We start from the raw sequence: 17,940 nt of genomic DNA, 5'->3' as shown, positions 1-17,940 counted from the left end.
CGCGGGCCAGCGTGGATCAGCGCGGCGGCGCGCCGGCGGGGCCGCCTGGCTCCGGCGCAGGGAGATCCCAGGCGATGATGCGCAGGAGCTCCGCCACGCTGAAGGCCTGCGCGAAGCTGCCACCAGGGTGGTGCGGCGGCTCGCCGGAGGCGACCTCGGGCACCTGGCCGAGCGTGATCTCGTTCGCGGCCGCGGAGGCAGCGAGCCGGTGCAGCAGCGGGATCACGTGCTCGCCGAGCGTGGAGAAGCGCCGGGCGGCGCGCGCGTAGAACCCGAGCAGGAACGGCCAGGCCGTGCCCTGGTGGTAGGCGCTGTCGCGCGCCTCGGGGCCTCCCTGGTACCGGGGCGCGTAGGCCGGATCGGCCGGCGAGAGCGTGCGCACGCCGGCGGGGGTCACGAGCTCCAGGCGGACCCGATCGAGCAGCGACGCGGCCCGCTCCGGCGTGAAGCAGGCGGGATCCACGGCGACGGCGATCAGCGCGTTGGGGCGGATCGACGCGTCGCGGAACGCGCCCTCCCCCGCCGCGTGCTCCGAGATGACGTCGTACGGGTAGCCGGTGTCCTCGCACCAGAAGCGGGCGGCGAAGCCCCGGCGCGCCGCGCTCGCGGCCGCCTCCGCCCGCCCCGCGAGGCGGGCGTCGCCGGCGGCCCGCGCGAGGCGCGCGAGCGTCTCCGAGCCCTTCGCCCACAGCGCCGTGAGCTCGACCGGGCAACCGGCGCGCGGGGTCACCGCGCGGCCCGCGACGCGCGCGTCCATCCACGTGAGCCCGTCGACGGCGCCCTCGCCCGGGCGCCCGGCGGCGAAGAGGCCGTCGGCCGTGACGTGGATCCCGTTCCGGGTCCCGCGCACGGCGGCCTCGAACGCGTCGCGGAGCGCGCCGAGCAGCTCGCCCGCCACGAACGGGTGCGTGTCGCCGACCACGTCCGCGAGCAGGCGAGCCGCCTCGAACAGCCAGAGGGTCGCGTCGGCCGCTTGGTAATCCGCCGGCTCGCCCGCGTCGGGGAGCCGGTTCGGCACGAGGCCGTCCTGCATCGCGTCGATCATCGCGCGGAGGACGCGGATCGCGGCCTCGGTCTTGCGCGGCACGAGGTAGAGGCCGGGCAGGGAGATGAGCGCGTCGCGGCCCCACACCTCGAACCAGGGGTAGCCCGCGATGACGCTGGGCCGCGCGGCCGCGTCGGCGCGGAACGCCTCGGCCGCGATGGAGAGCTTCCGCTCCAGCAGCGGGCGCCGGGGCCCCGGGTCCTCGGCGCGGATCGCCGCGCTCGCCGCCGCGAGGAGGTTCTCCGGCTCGTCGTCGGGCAGCGCGCCCACCGCCACGAGGAGGTGAACGGGCTCGGCGCCGATCACCGTCTCGAAATGGCCCGGCGTCCAGAGATCCTCGAGGAAGTCGAGGCCCCGATCCTGCTCGCCGAGGTACTCGAAGCGTCGCCACCAGTCCTGCGAGCCGACGAACGTGCCCTGGTAGCGGAAGCAGATCCTCGGCAGCGCGCGGTTCGGCTGCACCCGGACCTCGCCCATCACGGGGCGGTCGCGCCCCGAGCCGGGCTCGCCGCGCGCCGCCCCTGCGCGCAGCTCGACCTTCTGGGAGATCCCGCCGTTCTCGCGGAGCAGCTGGTGGATGTGGCGGGCGGCGAGGAGCGGGCGCAGCGTCAGCATCACCGGATCCGCCCCGCTCCAGGCATAGCGGAGGACGGCGGCGTTCTCGCCGCGCACGAGGCCGAGCGTCACCTCTAGCTCGCCGCCCGGGACGGCGTACGCCCAGCGCGGGAGCGGATCCTGATCGAAGCGCTCGAGGTAGAACGAGCTGCTCTCCGGATCGATGCCCGGGAACTGGTGCTTGGCGAGGTCCCACCGCGGCCACGAGGCGCGGCGCTCGGACGGCGCGCCCTGCTGCCGGACCGGGCGGACGCAGGCGTCGACGTGCGAGAGCATGACGTGCCGGCGCCGCGGAGGGTCGAGGGCCGCGACGAGCAGGCCGTGGTAGCGGCGGGTGTGCATGCAGGCGATCGTCGAGCTCGCGTAGGCCCCCGCGCCGTTCGTGTGTAGCCACTCCTTGCGCGCGATCGAGAGCTGGCCCCGCACCTCGACGTGCGGCCACGGCGAGGCGTGCTCGAGCGCGGCGCCCTGCCCGCGGGGCGCCGCGGGCGTGGACGAGAGCGCGTCGTGGGTCGGAAAACTCCGTCGGGATCCGTCCGAGCTCATCGACCGCCGGTTGCCTTCCTGAGCGAATCCTCGGCGGCGGCGCGCATCACCTCGACCGGCGCCGGGAGGCCGGTCCAGAGCGTGAAGGACTGCGCCGCCTGGCCGACCAGCATCCCGAGCCCGCCTGCGGCGCGGAGCCCTCTCTCGCGCGCCGTCCGGAGGAAGGGCGTCACCGGGGGGTTGTAGACGAGGTCGTAGAGGCACACGCTCGGCGAGAGCGCGTCCCACGGGATGATGCCCGTGACCTCCTCCCCGGCCGGCCCCCCGAGCATGCCGGCGCTCGTGGCCTGGATGATCAGGTCGGCGGCGACGGTGAACTCGCTCCAGTTGAGCCGCAGCGCCACGGAGGACTTGCTGCTGATCGACCTGTCGGTCGGGATCGGCCAGGGCGCGGTGAGGGCGCCGAGCTCGGACGCGCGCTGCCCCGCGGGCGACTCGAGCATCGCCTCGGTGCCGGTCCACGAGCGGGTGGTCACGCTGATGAGGTGATAGCCGAGCATCTTGCACGCGGCGATCGCCGCGAACGCCGCGCCGCCCGCGCCGATGATCACCGCGCGCTGGCGCGGGCTCGAGCGCGCGCCGTACGGCCCCTCCGGATCGTCCACGCGGGGCGGGGCGGATCCCAGGAGCAGCGCGAGCTCGTCGCGGAGCGCGACCACGTCGGTGTTGTACGCCGTCACGCGCCGCGCCTCCGTCGCGCAGAGGACGTTCGCGGCGCCGACGTCGGCCGCGCTCGCGTCCACGTCGTCGACCATCGACATGATCGCGCGCTTGTGCGGGATCGTGACGTTCGCGCCGGAGATAAGGCCGCTCCGGATGTCGCTGACGAAGCGCGCGAGCTCCGCGCCGGTGGGCACGTCGAACGCGCTGTAGATGTGCGGCAGGTGGTGCGCCCGAAACGCGGCCGAGTGCATCGCCGGCGAGACCGAGTGGCCCACCGGGTGCCCCACGAGACCGAACATTCGCCGCTCAGCGTTCGACATGGTGCCTCTCCTCAGGGCCGGCCTCCGCGCCGCCCTGCCCCCCCACCGAGACCTGGCCGGCGGCGCCCGCGCGACCGAGGGTCGGGGCGTGCTCCTCGGCCGCGAAGCCGAGCCCGAGCTGCTCGCACGCGGGCGCGCCGGGCTGCGTCCTCTTGCGCCTCGGCGCGCGGCCGGACGCGGCGCGCGGGCCGCCGCCCTGGCGCGAAGGCGGCGCGGGCGCCGCCGCGGCCGACGCGGCCGCCGCTGCCGGCGCGTGCGCGTGGCCCTCGACGAGCGGCTCGTCCGGACCTGCCGTGACGACGACCCGCGCGAGCAGCGCGCCGTGGTGCACGCGCACCGCGATCGGATCGCCCGGCGCGACCTCGCGGTGATCGCGGACCGCGCGCCCCGACGCGTCCGTCGCGATGGCGTAACCGCGCGCGAGCACGCGGAGCGGCGACATCGCCTCGAGCCGGGCCACGTCGCCCGCGAAGCCCTCCCGCAGGAGGGCGACGTGGCGGTGCGCGGCGGCAGAGAGGCGCACCGACAGCGGCCTGAGCGCCCCGCGGGCGCCCGCGAGCACCGCGCGCGGGTGGCGCGCGGCGAGCCTCCGCTCGGAGCGCTGGAGCGCGGCGCGGTCCTCGACGAGGATGCGTTCCATGCGGCGCCGGAGCCTCGCCATCGCGTCGTCGATGCGCTGCTGGGGCTCCGCCAGGATCTGCGCGGGCGAGCCGAGCCGGGCGCGCTGCCGGTCGAGATCGGCCCGAGCGCCCCGGAGCCGGTGGGCTATCGCGCGGCGCATGCGGGCCTCGAGGTGCTCCAGCGCCGCGCGGCGCGCGGCCGCGTCCGCGACGAGCATCTCTGCAGCCTGCGAGGGCGTGGCGGCGCGCGCGTCGGCGGCGAGGTCGGTCAGCGCGACGTCGATCTCGTGCCCGACGGCGCTCACGATCGGCACGCGCGCGGCCGCGACCTTCCGGACGACGATCTCCTCGTTGAACGCGCTGAGGTCGTCGGCCGAGCCGCCCCCGCGCCCCACGATGATCACCTCGATGCCCGGGAACTCCTCGAGCAGCGCGATCGCGCGCACGATCCGCTGCCCTGCGCCCGCGCCCTGCACCGGCGTGCGCGCCAGGATCAGCCGTGCGCCGCCGCGGCGGAACGCGACGGTCACGATGTCGTGGATCGCCGCGCCGTCGCCGCTCGTGACGACGCCGATGATCTGCGGATCGACGGGCAGCTTGCGCTTGCGCTCCGGCGCGAAGAGCCCCTCGGCGGCGAGCTTCTCCTTGAGGCGGAAGAGCGCCTCCAGGAGCGCGCCGCGGCCGGCGAGGCGCGCGTCGTCCGCGGAGAACTGGAGCCGGCCCCGAGGCACGTAGACCGTGGCGCGGCCCGTGAGCACGACGCGCGCGCCGTCGGCGAGCAGCTTCCGCGCGCGCGGCGCCGCGGTCCTGTACATCACGCAGTCGATGGCCGCCTCTTCGCTCTCGTCCTTGAGCGTGAAGTAGGCGTGGCCGCTGCCCACGACGCGCAGGCCCGAGATCTCGCCCTCGACGCGTACGTCCGCGGTCGACCCCTCGAGGATCCGCTTCAGCCGGCGATCCAGCTCCGCGACCGAGACCACCTCCGGCTCGGCGCCCCGCTGGCGGCGCGAGGGCGGCGGGCCCGTGAGCTCGCGAGGCTCGGCGACGGGAAGGGCCGCGAACGAGAGCTCGGGCGGGATATCGCGGCGCTGCACAGGGCAGACGTACCCTTTTGCTCGGCCTGTGGAAAGACTCTCGCGGGCCTGATCCCGCGTCAGGCGAGCCCGCCGTCGGGCGCGCGGCGAGGCTCGGCGCGGAGCGGCGGAGCGACGAGCCGTTCGCGGAGGCGATTTCGCGTGAGAGGGCCGGCTCGTGATCCGCAAGGTCCTCTTCCCCGACCGCGGCGAGATCGCCGTGTGAGTCCTCCGATCGCTGCATGAGGCCGGCCTCCAGGGCATCGCTGTCTACAGCGACGCTGGCGGCGACAACCTCCATGTCCGCCTCGCGAGCGCGTCGTACGCCATCGGCCCCGCGTCTATGGCCGAGAGCTACCTCCGCTTCGACCGGATCCGCCGCGTCACCAGGCGTTCCGGGGCGGGCGCTATCCATCTCGGGTACGGAAAACCGCGAGTACGAGGAAGTATGCGAGCGGACTTCGTCGGGTTCCTCGTCGCCGAGGAGGGGTCGCCACGCGACGTGACACGTCGCAGCGCGCGCCATCCGCGACCCGCCGGGGACGTCATCGGCAGGTCGTAACCGGTCGTAACCGGTCGTAACCAGTTGTAACAGAGCGGGCCGTCAACAACGCGCAGCACCCTACGCAGCGCGTTGTCCCAAAGTCCCCTCGCTCCGGCCTCGGTCAATGCTATTCTACCGCCAACTTTCGGCCGGGGTGGAGGTGCGATGGGACGCGAGGCGAAGGGCCAGAAGGACCCGCTTGGGTCCGTCGCGATGCTCCCGTCGATCGAGGTCCGAGCCCACGAGCCTCCCTCTGCGACAGGCAGGCCGGCGACGCAGCGCGCGGGCGAGCCGGCGAGCGACGCCGCCGTGACGCCTTTCCCACGAGCCCGGTGGTTCGACGCGACCGCTCCCGACGTGACGCCGGCGAGGGGCACGGACACCCGGCGGCGCTGGGCGATCCCGCTCTTCCTGGCCGCGCTCGTGCTGGTCGTGACCGCGCGCGGCCTGATATTCCGTGCGCTGTTGCCGGTCGCCCTCGTGACGGCGGCGGTCGCGCTGCTCGCGCGGAGACGGCGCCAGCTCGTGCCCCCTCCGCAGGTGAGCCGGCGCGGGCTGAGCCTCGAGGGCGATCAGCTGCTCCTTCGAAGCCAGGGCAGCGCTGCTCCGCACGTGCTGCTCACCACCCGCGAGCGGTTCGGCGTCACGCTCCTCGCGACGCCGCGCCGGGATCGTATCGTCGCTCTGCTCAGCTCCAGCGCCGGGATGTCCTCCATCGGGGCCGGCTTCGACGGCCCCTCGCGGCGCACCTTCGCCGCGCTGCTCGACCACGCGTCCGTCGTGGGCTCCGACGAGGTCGGGCTCGAGGCGATCGGCCCGGACGGCGAGCCGATCTCGCTCAGCCCCGCGGCGCTCGCCGCGCTCCTCGAGGAGCTCACGCTGCGCTCTCCTGGGTGCCTCGATCGCTTCCTCCTGACCGACGCGCGCGGCGCCGCCCTCGGCCTCGACAGCCGGGAGCTCCGCGCCGGCGGCCGCGTCTTCGATCTGACGGCGCCGCTCGAGTGGCGCGCGTTCGTGTTCCAGGAGGCGCTCGGGCAGGCGATCGCGGTGTACCAGGGAACGTGGGTACGCCAGGGTACCAACGAGATCTCCCTCGTCTGTCTGCTCCCCGCGATGACGCCGCCGCTCGACGGGCTGGGGGCATCGCTCGGCCCGCTCGATCGCGGCGCGCTCCGCGACCTCCGGCTGATGCAGGGCATCCCGGAGAGCCCGCCGCCCGCCGATCAGCGCGTCGCCATCGATCGCCTGCTGATGGTCCCGATCCGATCCGCGCTGGACAAGGCGCCCCGGCCCGCCGCGCAGGCGCCGCGCGCGCGCGCATGACGCATCCACCGTGAACCCAGCGCCAGGGTTGTCCTGATGGGTCGACGAGACGGCGCGCCAGGGCTGCCCTGACGGAGCGAGGAGACAGCGCGCGGGCGTCGTGCTTCGCTTGACTCCCGCGCGCGGGCACGGGTAAACCGCGCTCGGTATCCAGGCGATTTCGAGTCACCACGTCCCACACGACATCCGGAGGCGATCCATGGCCGTCGATATCCAGAAACTGTTCAACGAGGAGCTGCCCGCTGCGCTGGTGAAGCATTCGGACGCGGCCAAGCAGATCGGCGGGAAGTACCAGATCAACGTGACGGGCGAGGGCGGCGGCGAGTGGCTGATCGACCTGTCCGACAGCGGGCCCAAGCTCTCCTCGGGCAACCCTGGCAACGCGGATGTCACGATCTCGCTCAGCAGCGAGGATTTCCAGAAGCTGCACGAGAACCCGCAGGCCAACTCGATGCAGCTCTTCTTCGCGGGCAAGCTGAAGGTCACGGGCAACCAGATGCTCGCGATGAAGCTCCCGAAGCTGTTCCAGCTCAACGCGGGCTGATCCGGGCGCCGGCAGAGACAGGGCGAGCCCACCTGCGCCGCCGTGCGCCCCCTCACCGACACGCGCGTCCTCGATCTTTCGAGGCTCTTGCCAGGCCCCTTCGCGACCCTCGTGCTCGCGGATCTCGGCGCCACGGTGGACAAGATCGAGGACGTCGCCGGCGGGGACTTCCTGCGCCAGCTCCCCCCGCAGGTCGCCGGAGAGTCCGCGGCGTTCCAGCTCTTGAACCGCGGCAAGCGCAGCGCCCTGCTCGACCTGAAGACGCCTGAGGGGCGCGACGCCTTCCGCCGGCTCGTCGCCAGCTACGACGTGCTCTTCGACCAGTTCCGCCCGGGGGTGCTCGATCGGCTCGGGCTCGGTCACGCGGCGCTGCGCGCGGAAAACCCGCGGCTCATCGTCTGCGCGCTGACCGGCTACGGTCAGACGGGCACCCTGGCGGCGCGCGCGGGGCACGATCTGAACTACATCGCGCGCGCGGGGATCCTCGGCGCGCAGGGGCCCGCCGAGGGGCCGCCACAGGTACCAGGCTTCCAGGTCGCCGACATGAGCGGCGGGATGTGGTGCGTGATCGCCATCCTCGCCGCGCTGCGTGAGCGGGAGCGGACCGGACAGGGCGCGGTGCTCGACATCGCCATGACCGACGGCGTGCTCGGCTTCGCCCTTCCCACGCTCGCCGCCGCGCTCGCGAGCGGCGACGAAGCGGCCAGGGAGACAGCGCGCGGGGCGGGCGGCGAGCCGCTCACCGGCGGGCTCGCGCTGTACAACACCTACCTCTCGAAGGACGGGCACGCGATGGCCCTCGCCGCGCTGGAGCCGAAGTTCTGGGCCTCGTTCTGCGAGGGCGCCGGGCTCGATCCCGACCCGAGCGCGCTCGTCCCCGGGCCGCACCAGGCCGAGCTCAAGCGCAAGCTGGCCGCCGTCGTTCGGGAGCGGACGCGCGCCGAGTGGGAGACCTTCGCCGCCGAGCGCGACTGCTGCTTCGAGCCGGTCCTCGATCCGCGCAGCGCCGCGGCGGATCCCCACCTCGCCTCGCGCGATCTCCTGTTCGAGATCGCCTCGCCACGCGGCCGGATCCCCCAGCTGAGGACGCCGGTCACGCCGACGGGCGTCGCGTTCGCGCCGGCGCCTCGCGCCGGCGAGCACACGCGCGCCGTGCTCCGCGACGCGGGCTTCTCGGAAGGGGACATCGACGCGCTGATCCGCGCTGGCGCGGCGCGGGAGGCGCGCTGACGGCCGCCGTTCGCGAGCGCGCCACGCGCCACGTGCCGCGTCGAAGATGCGCGCGGCGCGCCGGCAGCGGCGCTCGAGCTCCTGCTTCGCGTCAAATCTTCTTCAGCTCGTCGACGAACTCCCAGTCGGCGATGAGGTGCTTCTTCAGCATCAGCGACAGGAGCGCGGCGAACATCGCCTCCCAGCGCACGTTGTTGCCGAGGATCTCGCTCGCGTCGGCGCCGTGCGACACCGCGCGCAGCGCGGAAACCAGATCGCGCGCGGTGAGGCCCGAGTCGTCCGCCGTGGGAGGCGGAGGCGGCTCCGACTGCGCGGTGGCGCGGGGGGACGGGGCTTCTTTCCGCTGCTGCGGTTGCTGCTGCTGCGATTTGGACCCGCGCGCGGGGAGCGTGATCGTCGTCCCGTCGAGCAGGGTGAGCGAGACCATCCGCCGGCGACCGCGGCCTTGCGGCGCGGGGATGTTGCGCACCTCGCGCTCGCTCGGGGGCTCGTCGCCGTAGTCGGGCACGCTCTCCGGGATGGTGCGCGCCGCAACGCTGGCGCGTCCGAGCACCGCGCCGAGGAGGGCCGCGGCTGGCGTGCTCGACGTTGGCGCCCCGTCCATGCTCGGCGCCGCGTCGCCGGCGGACGCCGAGACGGGCCCCGGCGCGGAGCTCGGGCGCATCGTCTTCCGGCGCTCCGGCTGCGCTGCCTGCGCCTGCGTGGACTGCGCCTGCGCCGCCTGCGTGAACTGCGCCTGCGCTGGCTGCGCAGGTTGCGCGGGCTGCGCGGATCGTGCTGCCTGCGCCGCCGCGAGCAGCTCCGGCGTCGGCGCGACCTTCAACGTCGGCCGCGAGCGCTCGTCCGGTCGGCCGCGGATCTGCCGCTCCTCCGGGGAGCTGCGGACTTCCTTGGCCGCGGGGCGAGGCGCTTCCCACGCCAGCTCGTCATCCATGACGCCCACGTCGGAGGGGTCGACATCGGAGGTCTCGATCGCCGGCCCCGCGTCCTCGACCAGCCGCGCCCCGGATCGCATCGCGGGCCTGGTGAGCAGCAAGGGCTCCGGCGTCGATGGCGTCAGCGGCGTGTCCTCCGCATGGCGCGCGGTCTCGGGCGCTCCGGAGAGCTCGGACGAAGGCGGCGGGTCGGCGGGGCGCGCCCGCGACTGCGGCTCGCTCACCTGGACCTGCTTCGCCGCGGGCGCGGGCGGCGGCGCCGAGCGGGCGCGCGCCCCGTAATAGACCCGGATCGCGTTCCGGATGTCGCTCGGCGGAGCGATCATCGCGCGCACGGGCAGGCCGGAGAACGCCATGCACTCCTTCATGCCGTCCTCGTTCGTCGGATCGTCCATCGCGACGTACAGCGTCTCGCCCTGGTTGCGGACGTGGCGAACGTAGATCGGGACGAGGCAGTACCGCTCGGCCACGTCGTGCGGGACGAGGTTGAGCAGCTGCCGCGAGAACTCGATGTGCAGGAGCGACACCCAGGGGACAGCGAGCTGGTGCGACAGGATCTGCGTCAGCTGGGTCTCGTTGATGAGCCCTTGCTCGACAAGGAGCGTCCCCAGCCGCCGGCCATCCGTACGCTGCTGCTCCAGGGTCCTCTCGAGGGCGTCCTGGGTGATCATCCGCGCGTCGACCAGGAGCTGACCGAGACGTAGGCGAGGCGTAACCATCGCGCCCGAGGTTACCCCAAGAAGGATCCAGGACCTAACAGACGGCTGGACGAGCCCCCCCGCCCCCTCCAGACGGCGCCCCCGCGGGCCGAGGGAGACCTCGACTCCAATCGTTATCGCGAACGTGGTAAGGTCCCGCGCGTGTCCACAGTGGTCTGCCCGCAATGCGCGAATCCGTGCGAGCAGGCGCACAAATTCTGCCCGGTGTGCGGCTTCCCGATCTCGGAGTTCAACCGGACGTCCGACGATCCGCTGATCGGGACGACGCTCCCGGGCAACTACGTGATCCTGGAGCTCGTCGGGGTGGGCGGCATGGGCCGCGTGTACAGGGCCGAGCAGAAGGCCCTGGGGCGCACCGTGGCCGTCAAGATCATCCATCCCCACCTGCTCGGCGACGAGAGCGCGTCGGTCCGGTTCATCACCGAGGCACGCGCCGCGAGCCGCCTCAACCACCCGAACTCGGTCGGGGTCATCGACTTCGGTAAGAACGGCGGGCAGCTCTACCTCGTCATGGAGTTCCTGCGCGGGCGCGACCTCGCCCGCGTCGTCTACGAGGACGGCCCGCTCCCGTTCCGCCGCATCGTCGACATCCTCTGCCAGGTGCTCGCGGCGCTCGCCGAGGCGCACCACCTCGGCATCATCCACCGCGATCTCAAGCCCGAGAACATCGTGCTCGAGCCGATGCGCTCGGGCGGCGACTTCGTGAAGGTCGTCGACTTCGGCCTCGCGAAGCTGAAGGGGGAGGTCGCGACCACGAACATCACGAGCCCGGGCATCGTCTGCGGGACCCCGGACTACATGGCCCCCGAGCAGGGGCGCGGCGATCCGATCGACGCGCGGAGCGACCTCTACGCGTGCGGCGTCATCCTGTTCCAGCTGCTGACCGGCCGGCTCCCGTTCGAGGCGGAATCGCCGACGCAGGTGGTGCTCATGCACCTCTCCTTGCCGCCGCCCGATCCCGCCCTGCTCGCGCCGGAGCGCGAGATCCCCGAGCCGCTCGTGGAGGTCACGCTCCGGGCGCTCGAGAAGGACGCCGCGCGGCGCTACCAGTCGGCGGACGAGTTCGCGGCGGCGCTGCGCGCGGCGCTCGGGACGTTCGACACCCCCTCGGGGCGCTTCTCGTTCGCCGACGCGACGGTCATCTGCGGCTCGTGCCGGGCCATCGTGCCGCGCGGCCAGAAGTTCTGCGGCGAGTGCGGCGCCAGGATCGCGCAGGCGCACTCGCCCGCCCCTGCGCCGCGCGCGGCGCCCCAGGCCGCCCGGCGCGATCGCGCCCCCTCGGCCCCCACGCTCCCGCTCCCGTTCGCGGCGCGCGAGGACGACCTCGCGTGGCTCGACACCTGCCTCGCCGACGTCGAGGGCTCGGTCGTCGCCGCGCGCATCGTCGGCGAGCACGGCGTCGGCAAGACCCGGCTCCTCCGCGAGTTCCTCGACGTCGCCGCGAGCCGGGGCGACATCGTCATCCAGACCGGCCCGGACCCGTGGGGCGCGGAGGTCGGCTACTACGCGCTCCGCTGGGCGATCGCCGGGCTCGCCGAGCTCCCGCCCGACGGCGGCAACGCGTCGAACTGGAGCGGCGCGACGCCGGAGGCGCGGCGCGGGCTGCTCGAGATCTTCGGCAAGGGCGAGCGCGGGAGCGACGTGCGCAGGCACGCCTGGAACAAGCCGACGGCGGGGGGCCTCTCGCCCGACGATCGCCGCTTCATCGCCGCGGAGGCCCTGCGCTGGGCGCTCTCTCGCGCGCAGCAGACCGCCTTCCCGCACCGGGTCCTGCTCGCGATCGACGACCTGCACGCCGTCGACGGCGCGAGCCGGAACGCGTTCGCCGACGTGATCGCGGAGCCGCCGCTCGCGGCGCTGCTCATCGTCGCCAGCCACACGCCGGGCTTCGAGCCCGAGTGGGGCGGCGCCGTGCGCGCGCTCGGCGGCCTCCCGAAGGACATCGCGCTCTCGCTCCTCCGCAGCAGCGTGGGCCTGGACCACCGCGCCGCCCGCAAGACGCCGCCGAGCATGGGCGGCCTGCGGCTGTCGCCGCGGCGCGACCCGTCGGACGGCGCCGCCGATCAAACCCCGCTGGCCCTGCCGCCGAGCGCGGCGAGCCCGGCCGTCCTCGGCGGCGAGGCCGCCACGGTGCCGCCGCTCTACATCGACCAGCTGGTCCGCTACACGCTCGAGGGGGGCAGCGATCCGCCCGCGCGGATGGCCGACCTCGTCGCCGCGCGGATCGAGCGGCTGCCGCAGGACGCGCGCCGCACGCTGCAGGCGCTCGCCGTCATCGGCGACGCGGCGGACCGGGCCACGCTGCAGCGCCTGCTGCCGGACATCCGCGCCTTCGACGACCTGCTCGGCAAGCTCGCGGCGGCGGGCATGATGGAGGAGCACTCGAGCGGCATCCGCACGGCGCACCCGCTGCTCCGCGACGTGACGCTCGCGACGATCCCGGCCGGCGTCCGGCGCGATCTGCACGCCAAGGCGACGTTCGACAGCGCGGGCGACCCGCTCGCGCTGCCGCTCGAGGTGCAGGCGATCCACGCCTACCACGCGCAGAACGCGTTCGTCGCGCTGATGCTCCTCGAGCAGGCGGCGGACCGCTCCGCCGCGCGCGGGGACAGCGCCGGCAGCGTGCTCGCGCTGCGCCGCGGCCTCGATCTGGCGCGGCGGGAGATCTTCCGGGGCGAGCTCGACGATCCGGTGCGCGCCGTCCTGATCTTCAGCCGGAAGCTCGGCGAGGCGCTCGCGCGCGCCGGAGATCTGACCGACGCCGACGGCGTGCTGCGCGAGGCGCTCGACCTCGCCGGCCCAGGCGGGCCTGATCGCGCGCTCGTCCTGGGCGCGCTCGCGCACGTGGCGCACCAGCGCGAGCGCACGGGCGAGGCGTCGATGTACCTCCGCGAGGCGATGGACCTCGCCCGGCAGGGCGCCGACAGCGACGTGGTGCAGTCGCTCGACAAGATGCGGCGCGAGTGGATGGCGCGCTGAGCGAGAGACGGTGAACGACGAGGAACGATCGCGAGGGCCCGGATCGCCGGCGAACGCAGCGGCATCGCCGCCGCGCGCGCCGTTCATCGCGCGGTGGGACCTCGACAAGACCTACCTCCGGACCGACTTCGACACGCTGCGCGACCTCGTGCGGACCGCGATCGAGCGGCCGGATCAGAAGCGCACCGTGCCGGGCGCGGGGTCGCTCCTGCGCGAGCTCGGCCGCGCGGGCGTCGAGACCCACATCCTCTCGGGCAGCCCGGAGCAGCTCCGCTCCCGCATCGAGCAGAAGCTGCGGCTCGACGGCGCGCGCTGGGCGTCGCTCACGCTGAAGCCCAACCTGCAGAACATCCTCCGGCTGCGCTTCCGCGCGCTGCGCGGGCAGCTCGGCTACAAGCTGCCCGCGCTGCTCCAGCGGCGCTGCGAGCTCGCGGATCAGCGCGACCCGAGCGGCGCGCTGATCCGCGAGGTGCTGCTCGGGGACGACGCGGAGGCCGACGCGTTCGTCTACTCGCTGTACGCGGACGTCTGCGAGGGCCGGGTCACCCCGCTGGAGCTCGGCGAGGTGATGCGGCTCGGGCACGCGTACGACGACACCATCGTCGATGCGATCCGGTTCGCGAGCTATGTCGAGAAGGGCCCCGTCGTCGAGCGCATCCTGATCCACCTCGACCGCCAGTCCTCTCCCTCGGATTTCCGGATCTTCGGCGACCGGGTCGTCCCCTTCTACAACTACCTTCAGGCGGCGTTCGTCCTCCACGAGGACGGCCGGATCGCGGCGCACGCGGTGCTCCGCGTCGCGCAGTCGCTGGTCGTCGCCCACAACTTCGACAGCGTCGCGCTCGCGCGGAGCTACGTCGATCTGTCGCGCCGCGGGCACGTCTCCGGCAAGGGCATCGCGTCCCTCGCGGCCGCCTACGGCGAGCTCGCGCAGCGCAGGGCCGCGGGCGCGAGCGATCTCGGCGCGATGGTCGCGGAGCTCACCCGGCTCTGCAGCGATCTGCGCCCCGCCGTGAGCCGGCCGCACGCGGACATCGACTACCGCGCGCTCGCCGCCGGCCACAACCGCCGCTCGAAGCGCGGCCGCTGACAGCGGGCGTGCGCGGTGGCCGCGCCGGCCACGGCGTCGGCGCGGGGCGCCGCCGCGGGGCGCCGCCGCGGGGAGGCCCTCGCGCTCACAGCCAGGCGTTGTTGAGGATCTCGCCGACGCCGCCGGCGCCCGGGACGATGTACTGGATGCTGTTCAGGCCGCGCTCCTCGTCCCAGTGCGTGCCCGGCTCGGTCTTGAGGACGCGCGCCGGCGAGAGCCCGCGATCGAGCCGGAGCGCGTAGATGATCGCGTCCGGGTGGGCCTCGGTGACGCGGCGGATGTACTCGGGCGTGACGATGAGGTGCATGGCGATGCACTTGGCCGGCCGCCCCTCGAGCGCGGTCTTGTAGTACGTCATGGCGCTGACCATGGACGAGCCGGTGGCGCCCATCGGGTCGGGGAAGAGCACGTGGCGCCCCTCGACGTCGCGGCCGATCTTGGCGTCGTGCCAGGTCGCGCCGACGACCTCGCCCTGCTCGTTCGTCTGCCGGCTCATGAACAGGTGATCCTGCCGGACCAGCGCGGGGTCGAGGACCTCATTCAAGAGCTCGTAGACCACCTGGGAAGGCATCGTCCCGGCGCGCGCGATGCCCACGGTGACGGCCTTGGTCGCGCGCGACAGCGCGGCGCCGCGATACACGGCCTCCGGGTGGGAGGAGATCATCCGGGTCGGGATATCGACGCGCGCGCGCCCCAGCTCGGCGGCGAGGACCGCGCGCGCCAGGTTCTGGTAGAGAACGCCGACGAGGCGCCCGACGTCGGGCTGGACCGTCTCCGGGGAGCAGGCTCGAGCCAGCAGAGTCCATGCGAGCGGGTCATCGAGCAGGTGCACGCCCGGACCGTACCGGTGGGCGATTTCGGGGGGCCGGAATCGACTCTCAGCGTACGCAACGTCGACCATCGTTTTTCTGTTACACTACCTGGCCCGGCGCGGGGTATTCCTCCGGGTGCGCGCCGGTGCTCTCCCCGGGAGCGGAGTGGTTTCGAAGCGATGAGGGCGCCCGCCCAGCGGGCTGTCCCGGTGGACTTGCAAAGGAAGGGATGTTCGGTGGATAGCGACCTTGCCGAGTCGGTTGCGGCGCTCAAGGATGCCTTTGTCCGAAGAGGCATCCCTGCGAGGTTCGGAAAGGCGGCTCCAGCGGCGGTGGAAGAGCTGCGCAAGACGCTGCGGGTGCCCGCGAGGTACCGCGCTTTCCTGCAGGAGGCCGACCCGCTCGACGTCGAGACGGTGACCCCGGTCGAGCGTGTACGCCTCATCCCCTCCGAGAAGCTCGCGGCCGAGCAGCTAGCGAACGGCGGCGACAGCTCCCTCCCGGGCTGGCGCAAGAGCTGGATCCTCATCGCTCGCAGCGCCCTGCTGGGAGATCCCTATTTCCTCGACATCTCGAAGCTCGACGCCGAGGGGGACTGCCCCGTGTTCACCTGTATGACGGGGACCGAGTCGCTCAAGCCGGAGCTCTGTGCGTCGAGCTTCCAGCAGTTCCTGCGCATCCTCGCTACCTCGATGGAGGTCGCGTCCGGCTTCGGAGAGAGCGGCCTCGACGACGACGATGAGGCCATCTTCCGCGAGGCGCTCGCGCCGAAGATCAAGACCATCGACTCCGCGGCGCTCCGCGCGGGCCACTGGACCTGACGTAACCTCCACGGCGCGCTGCTCACCGGGCGCGCCGCGGATCGAGCTGACCGCGCCATGGCCAGGTGCCTCGTATGCAACGCCGAGAACCCGGGCTCCGCCCGGTTCTGTGTGGCGTGCGGCGCGTCGCTGACCGCGAACGAGGCGGGCGTCGGCGCGGCGGCCTCGGCGCCTCCTGCGCCCGGCCCGCGGACGACCGTCCCTGGGCAGCCGCTGCTGGGCGCGCTGGTGCCCGAGGATCCGGCGCACAGGGCAAGCCTCTCGGCCCTCGCGGCCGGCGGCGCGAACGGGCCCGCGGCGAACGTCCACGCGCCTCACGTCGTCCCCGCGCCGCTGGCGGGCTCGCTGCCGCGGCGCGCGCCGGGCGGCCACCTGCCGGCGGGGACGCTCGTCGATCAGAAGTACGTGGTCGAGCGGGTGCTCGGCGAGGGCGGCATGGGCGTCGTCTATCTCGCTCGGGACGTCCACACCGGCCTGCACGTGGTGCTGAAGGCGGTGCGCCAGGAGCTCGGGCACCGGCCGGACGTGCGCGCGAGGACGCTCGCCGAGGGCCGCGCGCTCGCGCAGATCGATCATCCGAACGTCGTCCACCTGAAGGCGGTGGTGGCGGAGCGAGACGACCTCTGGCTCGTCATGCAGTACATCGACGGCGAGAGCCTGGAGCAGACGCTCGCCAGGTACGCCGAGGAGCGCCGGCGGATGCCCCTGCCCGAGGCGCTCTCGATCTTCGGCCAGATCGCCTCCGGCATCGCGGCCGCGCACCGCGAGGGGGTGATCCACCGCGATCTCAAGCCGGCGAACGTGCTCATCCGCGGCAAGGACGGCGTCGCGAAGGTCACCGACTTCGGCATCGCCAAGGCCGAAGCGGACGCGCTCGCGGGGCGCGGGCTGACCAAGGGGATCATCGGCTCGCTCTATTACATGTCGCCGGAGCAGGTCCTCGGGCGCCGCGACCTCGACAAGCGGGTGGACATCTACGCGCTGGGCGTCGTGCTCTACGAGATGCTGGTGGGGCAGGTGCCGTTCGACGCCGAGAGCGACATCGAGATCATGCGGCAGCACGCGGAGGTGCCGCTCCCCCTGGTCAGCGCCGTGCGTCACGACGTCCCTCCGGCGCTCGACGCCTTCCTCCAGAAGGCGTGCGCCAAGGAGCGGGCGGATCGCTTTGCCAGCTGCGAGGAGCTGCTCGCCGCGCTCGACGCGATCGCCCACCCTGCGCCGGCCGCGGCCGCCGCGCCGCTCGGCGCGTCGAGCCGCCCGCCGCCGCCCGCGGCCACGACGGTCGACGAGGTCCGCGAGGGGCTGCGGTCGCCGTCGGGCGCGCCGCTGGCGAGCGGGCCTCGGGGGCCACAGCGCGCGCGCGGCTCGTGGCTCGCGATCGGCGCCGGGGCCCTCGTGATGTTCGGCGGGGCCGCCGCGCTGCTCGGGCTGGGCGTGCTCGACAGGCCGCGCGATGGTCGCCGGCGGGCCGTCTCGTCGAGGGAGCAGCGCCCGGCGGCCAGCGCGAGCAGCACCACCCCGGCGGCGAGCGCGGAGCAACCGCAGCCGTCGCCGCTCGCCGGCCTCACCGGGCTGTGGGTCGGCAACGGGCGCGAGCTCGAGGCCGTCCTTGCCGGCGAGTCGCTCGAGTTCCGGGTCCGCCGCCCGGAGCAGTTCGCGCCGCAGGACTATGCCGAGGGCGAGGCCCGCTTCTCGCTGCGCGAGATCCCCGGCGAGACCGGGGTGTTCGCCGTCGAGGACCGGCTCCGCTTCATCGCCCCCGAGTCGCGCAAGTTCGATCCGGCCCGCTCCAGGGGCACCTGCCAGGACGTCCGTAGCGCGGTGGAGGGCCACCCCCTGCGCGCGAGCTTCGACGGGGCCCGCCTGAGCGTCGAGTTCGCGAAGATCGAGCCCTCGACGAGCAACTTCGTGGTGGAGCGCGGCAAGGTCGTCAGCTGCGTCGGCCTCAGCGCCCTCCCCGCCACGCGCGTCGTCAGCACGCTGTCGAGGATGTGACGGGCTAGACCGCTCCAGAGCGGCGGTCACCCGCACAGGAGACGGGCTCAGCTCGGCGTTTTCGGC

13 protein-coding genes are annotated in these 17,940 nt (G+C 73.7%); 8 read left to right on the top strand and 5 right to left on the bottom strand.

What is annotated here, in order from left to right; all coding sequences use genetic code 11:
- Window positions 1–16: 16 nt before the first annotated feature.
- Genes WMF11_RS13860 through xseA form a run of 3 tightly spaced genes read right to left on the bottom strand, consistent with a single transcriptional unit; the run spans window position 17 to window position 4,903 of the window.
- Window positions 17–2,206: an amylo-alpha-1,6-glucosidase gene (locus tag WMF11_RS13860; RefSeq protein ID WP_437977796.1), complete on the bottom strand. Its 2,190-nt coding sequence runs from the start codon at window positions 2,204–2,206 to the stop codon at window positions 17–19.
- Window positions 2,203–3,189 (bottom strand): shikimate dehydrogenase family protein, encoded by a 987-nt coding sequence (locus tag WMF11_RS13855; protein ID WP_437977795.1) that lies wholly within the window; start codon window positions 3,187–3,189, stop codon window positions 2,203–2,205. Before WMF11_RS13855 ends, WMF11_RS13860 begins: the two co-directional genes overlap by 4 nt.
- Window positions 3,176–4,903, bottom strand: a complete 1,728-nt coding sequence (gene xseA / locus WMF11_RS13850) for an exodeoxyribonuclease VII large subunit (RefSeq protein WP_437977794.1) — start codon at window positions 4,901–4,903, stop codon at window positions 3,176–3,178. The genes WMF11_RS13855 and xseA overlap by 14 nt, the downstream gene beginning before the upstream one ends.
- A gap of 217 nt (window positions 4,904–5,120) precedes the next feature.
- On the opposite strand from xseA, the gene WMF11_RS13845 reads away from it, so the two are divergent.
- From WMF11_RS13845 to WMF11_RS13830, 4 genes are all read left to right on the top strand, one after another.
- Complete coding sequence (locus tag WMF11_RS13845) at window positions 5,121–5,444, top strand: biotin carboxylase N-terminal domain-containing protein (protein ID WP_437910982.1); 324 nt, start codon at window positions 5,121–5,123, stop codon at window positions 5,442–5,444.
- Between the two features lie 147 nt (window positions 5,445–5,591).
- Window positions 5,592–6,749 (top strand): IMP dehydrogenase, encoded by a 1,158-nt coding sequence (locus WMF11_RS13840; RefSeq protein ID WP_437977793.1) that lies wholly within the window; start codon window positions 5,592–5,594, stop codon window positions 6,747–6,749.
- Between the two features lie 199 nt (window positions 6,750–6,948).
- Window positions 6,949–7,293, top strand: a complete 345-nt coding sequence (locus WMF11_RS13835) for an SCP2 sterol-binding domain-containing protein (RefSeq protein ID WP_012235105.1) — start codon at window positions 6,949–6,951, stop codon at window positions 7,291–7,293.
- A gap of 42 nt (window positions 7,294–7,335) precedes the next feature.
- Window positions 7,336–8,523 (top strand): CaiB/BaiF CoA transferase family protein, encoded by a 1,188-nt coding sequence (locus tag WMF11_RS13830; protein ID WP_437977792.1) that lies wholly within the window; start codon window positions 7,336–7,338, stop codon window positions 8,521–8,523.
- Window positions 8,524–8,614: 91 nt separating this feature from the next.
- Here the strand turns inward: WMF11_RS13830 and WMF11_RS13825 are convergent, their stop codons facing one another.
- Entirely contained in the window at window positions 8,615–10,177 is a 1,563-nt protein-coding gene (locus tag WMF11_RS13825; RefSeq protein WP_437977791.1) for a hypothetical protein, read from the bottom strand.
- A 141-nt stretch (window positions 10,178–10,318) separates the two neighbouring features.
- On the opposite strand from WMF11_RS13825, the gene WMF11_RS13820 reads away from it, so the two are divergent.
- Together WMF11_RS13820 and WMF11_RS13815 are read left to right on the top strand one after the other, a co-directional pair.
- Window positions 10,319–13,156, top strand: coding sequence for a protein kinase domain-containing protein (locus WMF11_RS13820; protein ID WP_437908874.1), 2,838 nt, complete (start codon window positions 10,319–10,321; stop codon window positions 13,154–13,156).
- A gap of 10 nt (window positions 13,157–13,166) precedes the next feature.
- Window positions 13,167–14,246, top strand: a complete 1,080-nt coding sequence (locus WMF11_RS13815; RefSeq protein ID WP_437299506.1) for a hypothetical protein — start codon at window positions 13,167–13,169, stop codon at window positions 14,244–14,246.
- 85 nt (window positions 14,247–14,331) lie between these two features.
- Here WMF11_RS13815 and WMF11_RS13810 read toward each other — a convergent pair whose 3' ends face one another.
- On the bottom strand, window positions 14,332–15,147 hold the full coding sequence (locus tag WMF11_RS13810; protein WP_437977790.1) for a uracil phosphoribosyltransferase: 816 nt from the start codon (window positions 15,145–15,147) through the stop codon (window positions 14,332–14,334).
- 147 nt (window positions 15,148–15,294) lie between these two features.
- Between WMF11_RS13810 and WMF11_RS13805 the strand changes: the two genes are divergently transcribed.
- Together WMF11_RS13805 and WMF11_RS13800 are read left to right on the top strand one after the other, a co-directional pair.
- Window positions 15,295–15,879, top strand: coding sequence for an SMI1/KNR4 family protein (locus tag WMF11_RS13805; protein WP_437552301.1), 585 nt, complete (start codon window positions 15,295–15,297; stop codon window positions 15,877–15,879).
- A 57-nt stretch (window positions 15,880–15,936) separates the two neighbouring features.
- Window positions 15,937–17,874, top strand: coding sequence for a protein kinase domain-containing protein (locus WMF11_RS13800; RefSeq protein WP_437552300.1), 1,938 nt, complete (start codon window positions 15,937–15,939; stop codon window positions 17,872–17,874).
- The last annotated feature ends 66 nt before the right edge of the window (window positions 17,875–17,940 follow it).

It is taken from the genome of Sorangium sp. So ce295 (assembly GCF_051527405.1).
In the GTDB taxonomy this organism is placed as follows: Bacteria; Myxococcota_A; Polyangia; order Polyangiales; family Polyangiaceae; genus Sorangium; species Sorangium cellulosum_B.
Note: the sequence above shows the minus strand (reverse complement) of the source record. Positions and strands in the feature narration are given on the sequence as shown.

Excerpts from the sequence above, each read along its gene's own strand:
- WMF11_RS13860 (WP_437977796.1), bottom strand. The coding sequence starts at position 2,206 with ATGAGCTCGGACGGATCCCGACGGAGTTTTCCGACCCACGACGCGCTC.
- WMF11_RS13855 (WP_437977795.1), bottom strand. The coding sequence starts at position 3,189 with ATGTCGAACGCTGAGCGGCGAATGTTCGGTCTCGTGGGGCACCCGGTG.
- WMF11_RS13840 (WP_437977793.1), top strand. The coding sequence starts at position 5,592 with ATGGGACGCGAGGCGAAGGGCCAGAAGGACCCGCTTGGGTCCGTCGCG.
- WMF11_RS13835 (WP_012235105.1), top strand. The coding sequence starts at position 6,949 with ATGGCCGTCGATATCCAGAAACTGTTCAACGAGGAGCTGCCCGCTGCG.
- WMF11_RS13825 (WP_437977791.1), bottom strand. The coding sequence starts at position 10,177 with ATGGTTACGCCTCGCCTACGTCTCGGTCAGCTCCTGGTCGACGCGCGG.
- WMF11_RS13810 (WP_437977790.1), bottom strand. The coding sequence starts at position 15,147 with ATGGTCGACGTTGCGTACGCTGAGAGTCGATTCCGGCCCCCCGAAATC.
- WMF11_RS13800 (WP_437552300.1), top strand. The coding sequence starts at position 15,937 with ATGGCCAGGTGCCTCGTATGCAACGCCGAGAACCCGGGCTCCGCCCGG.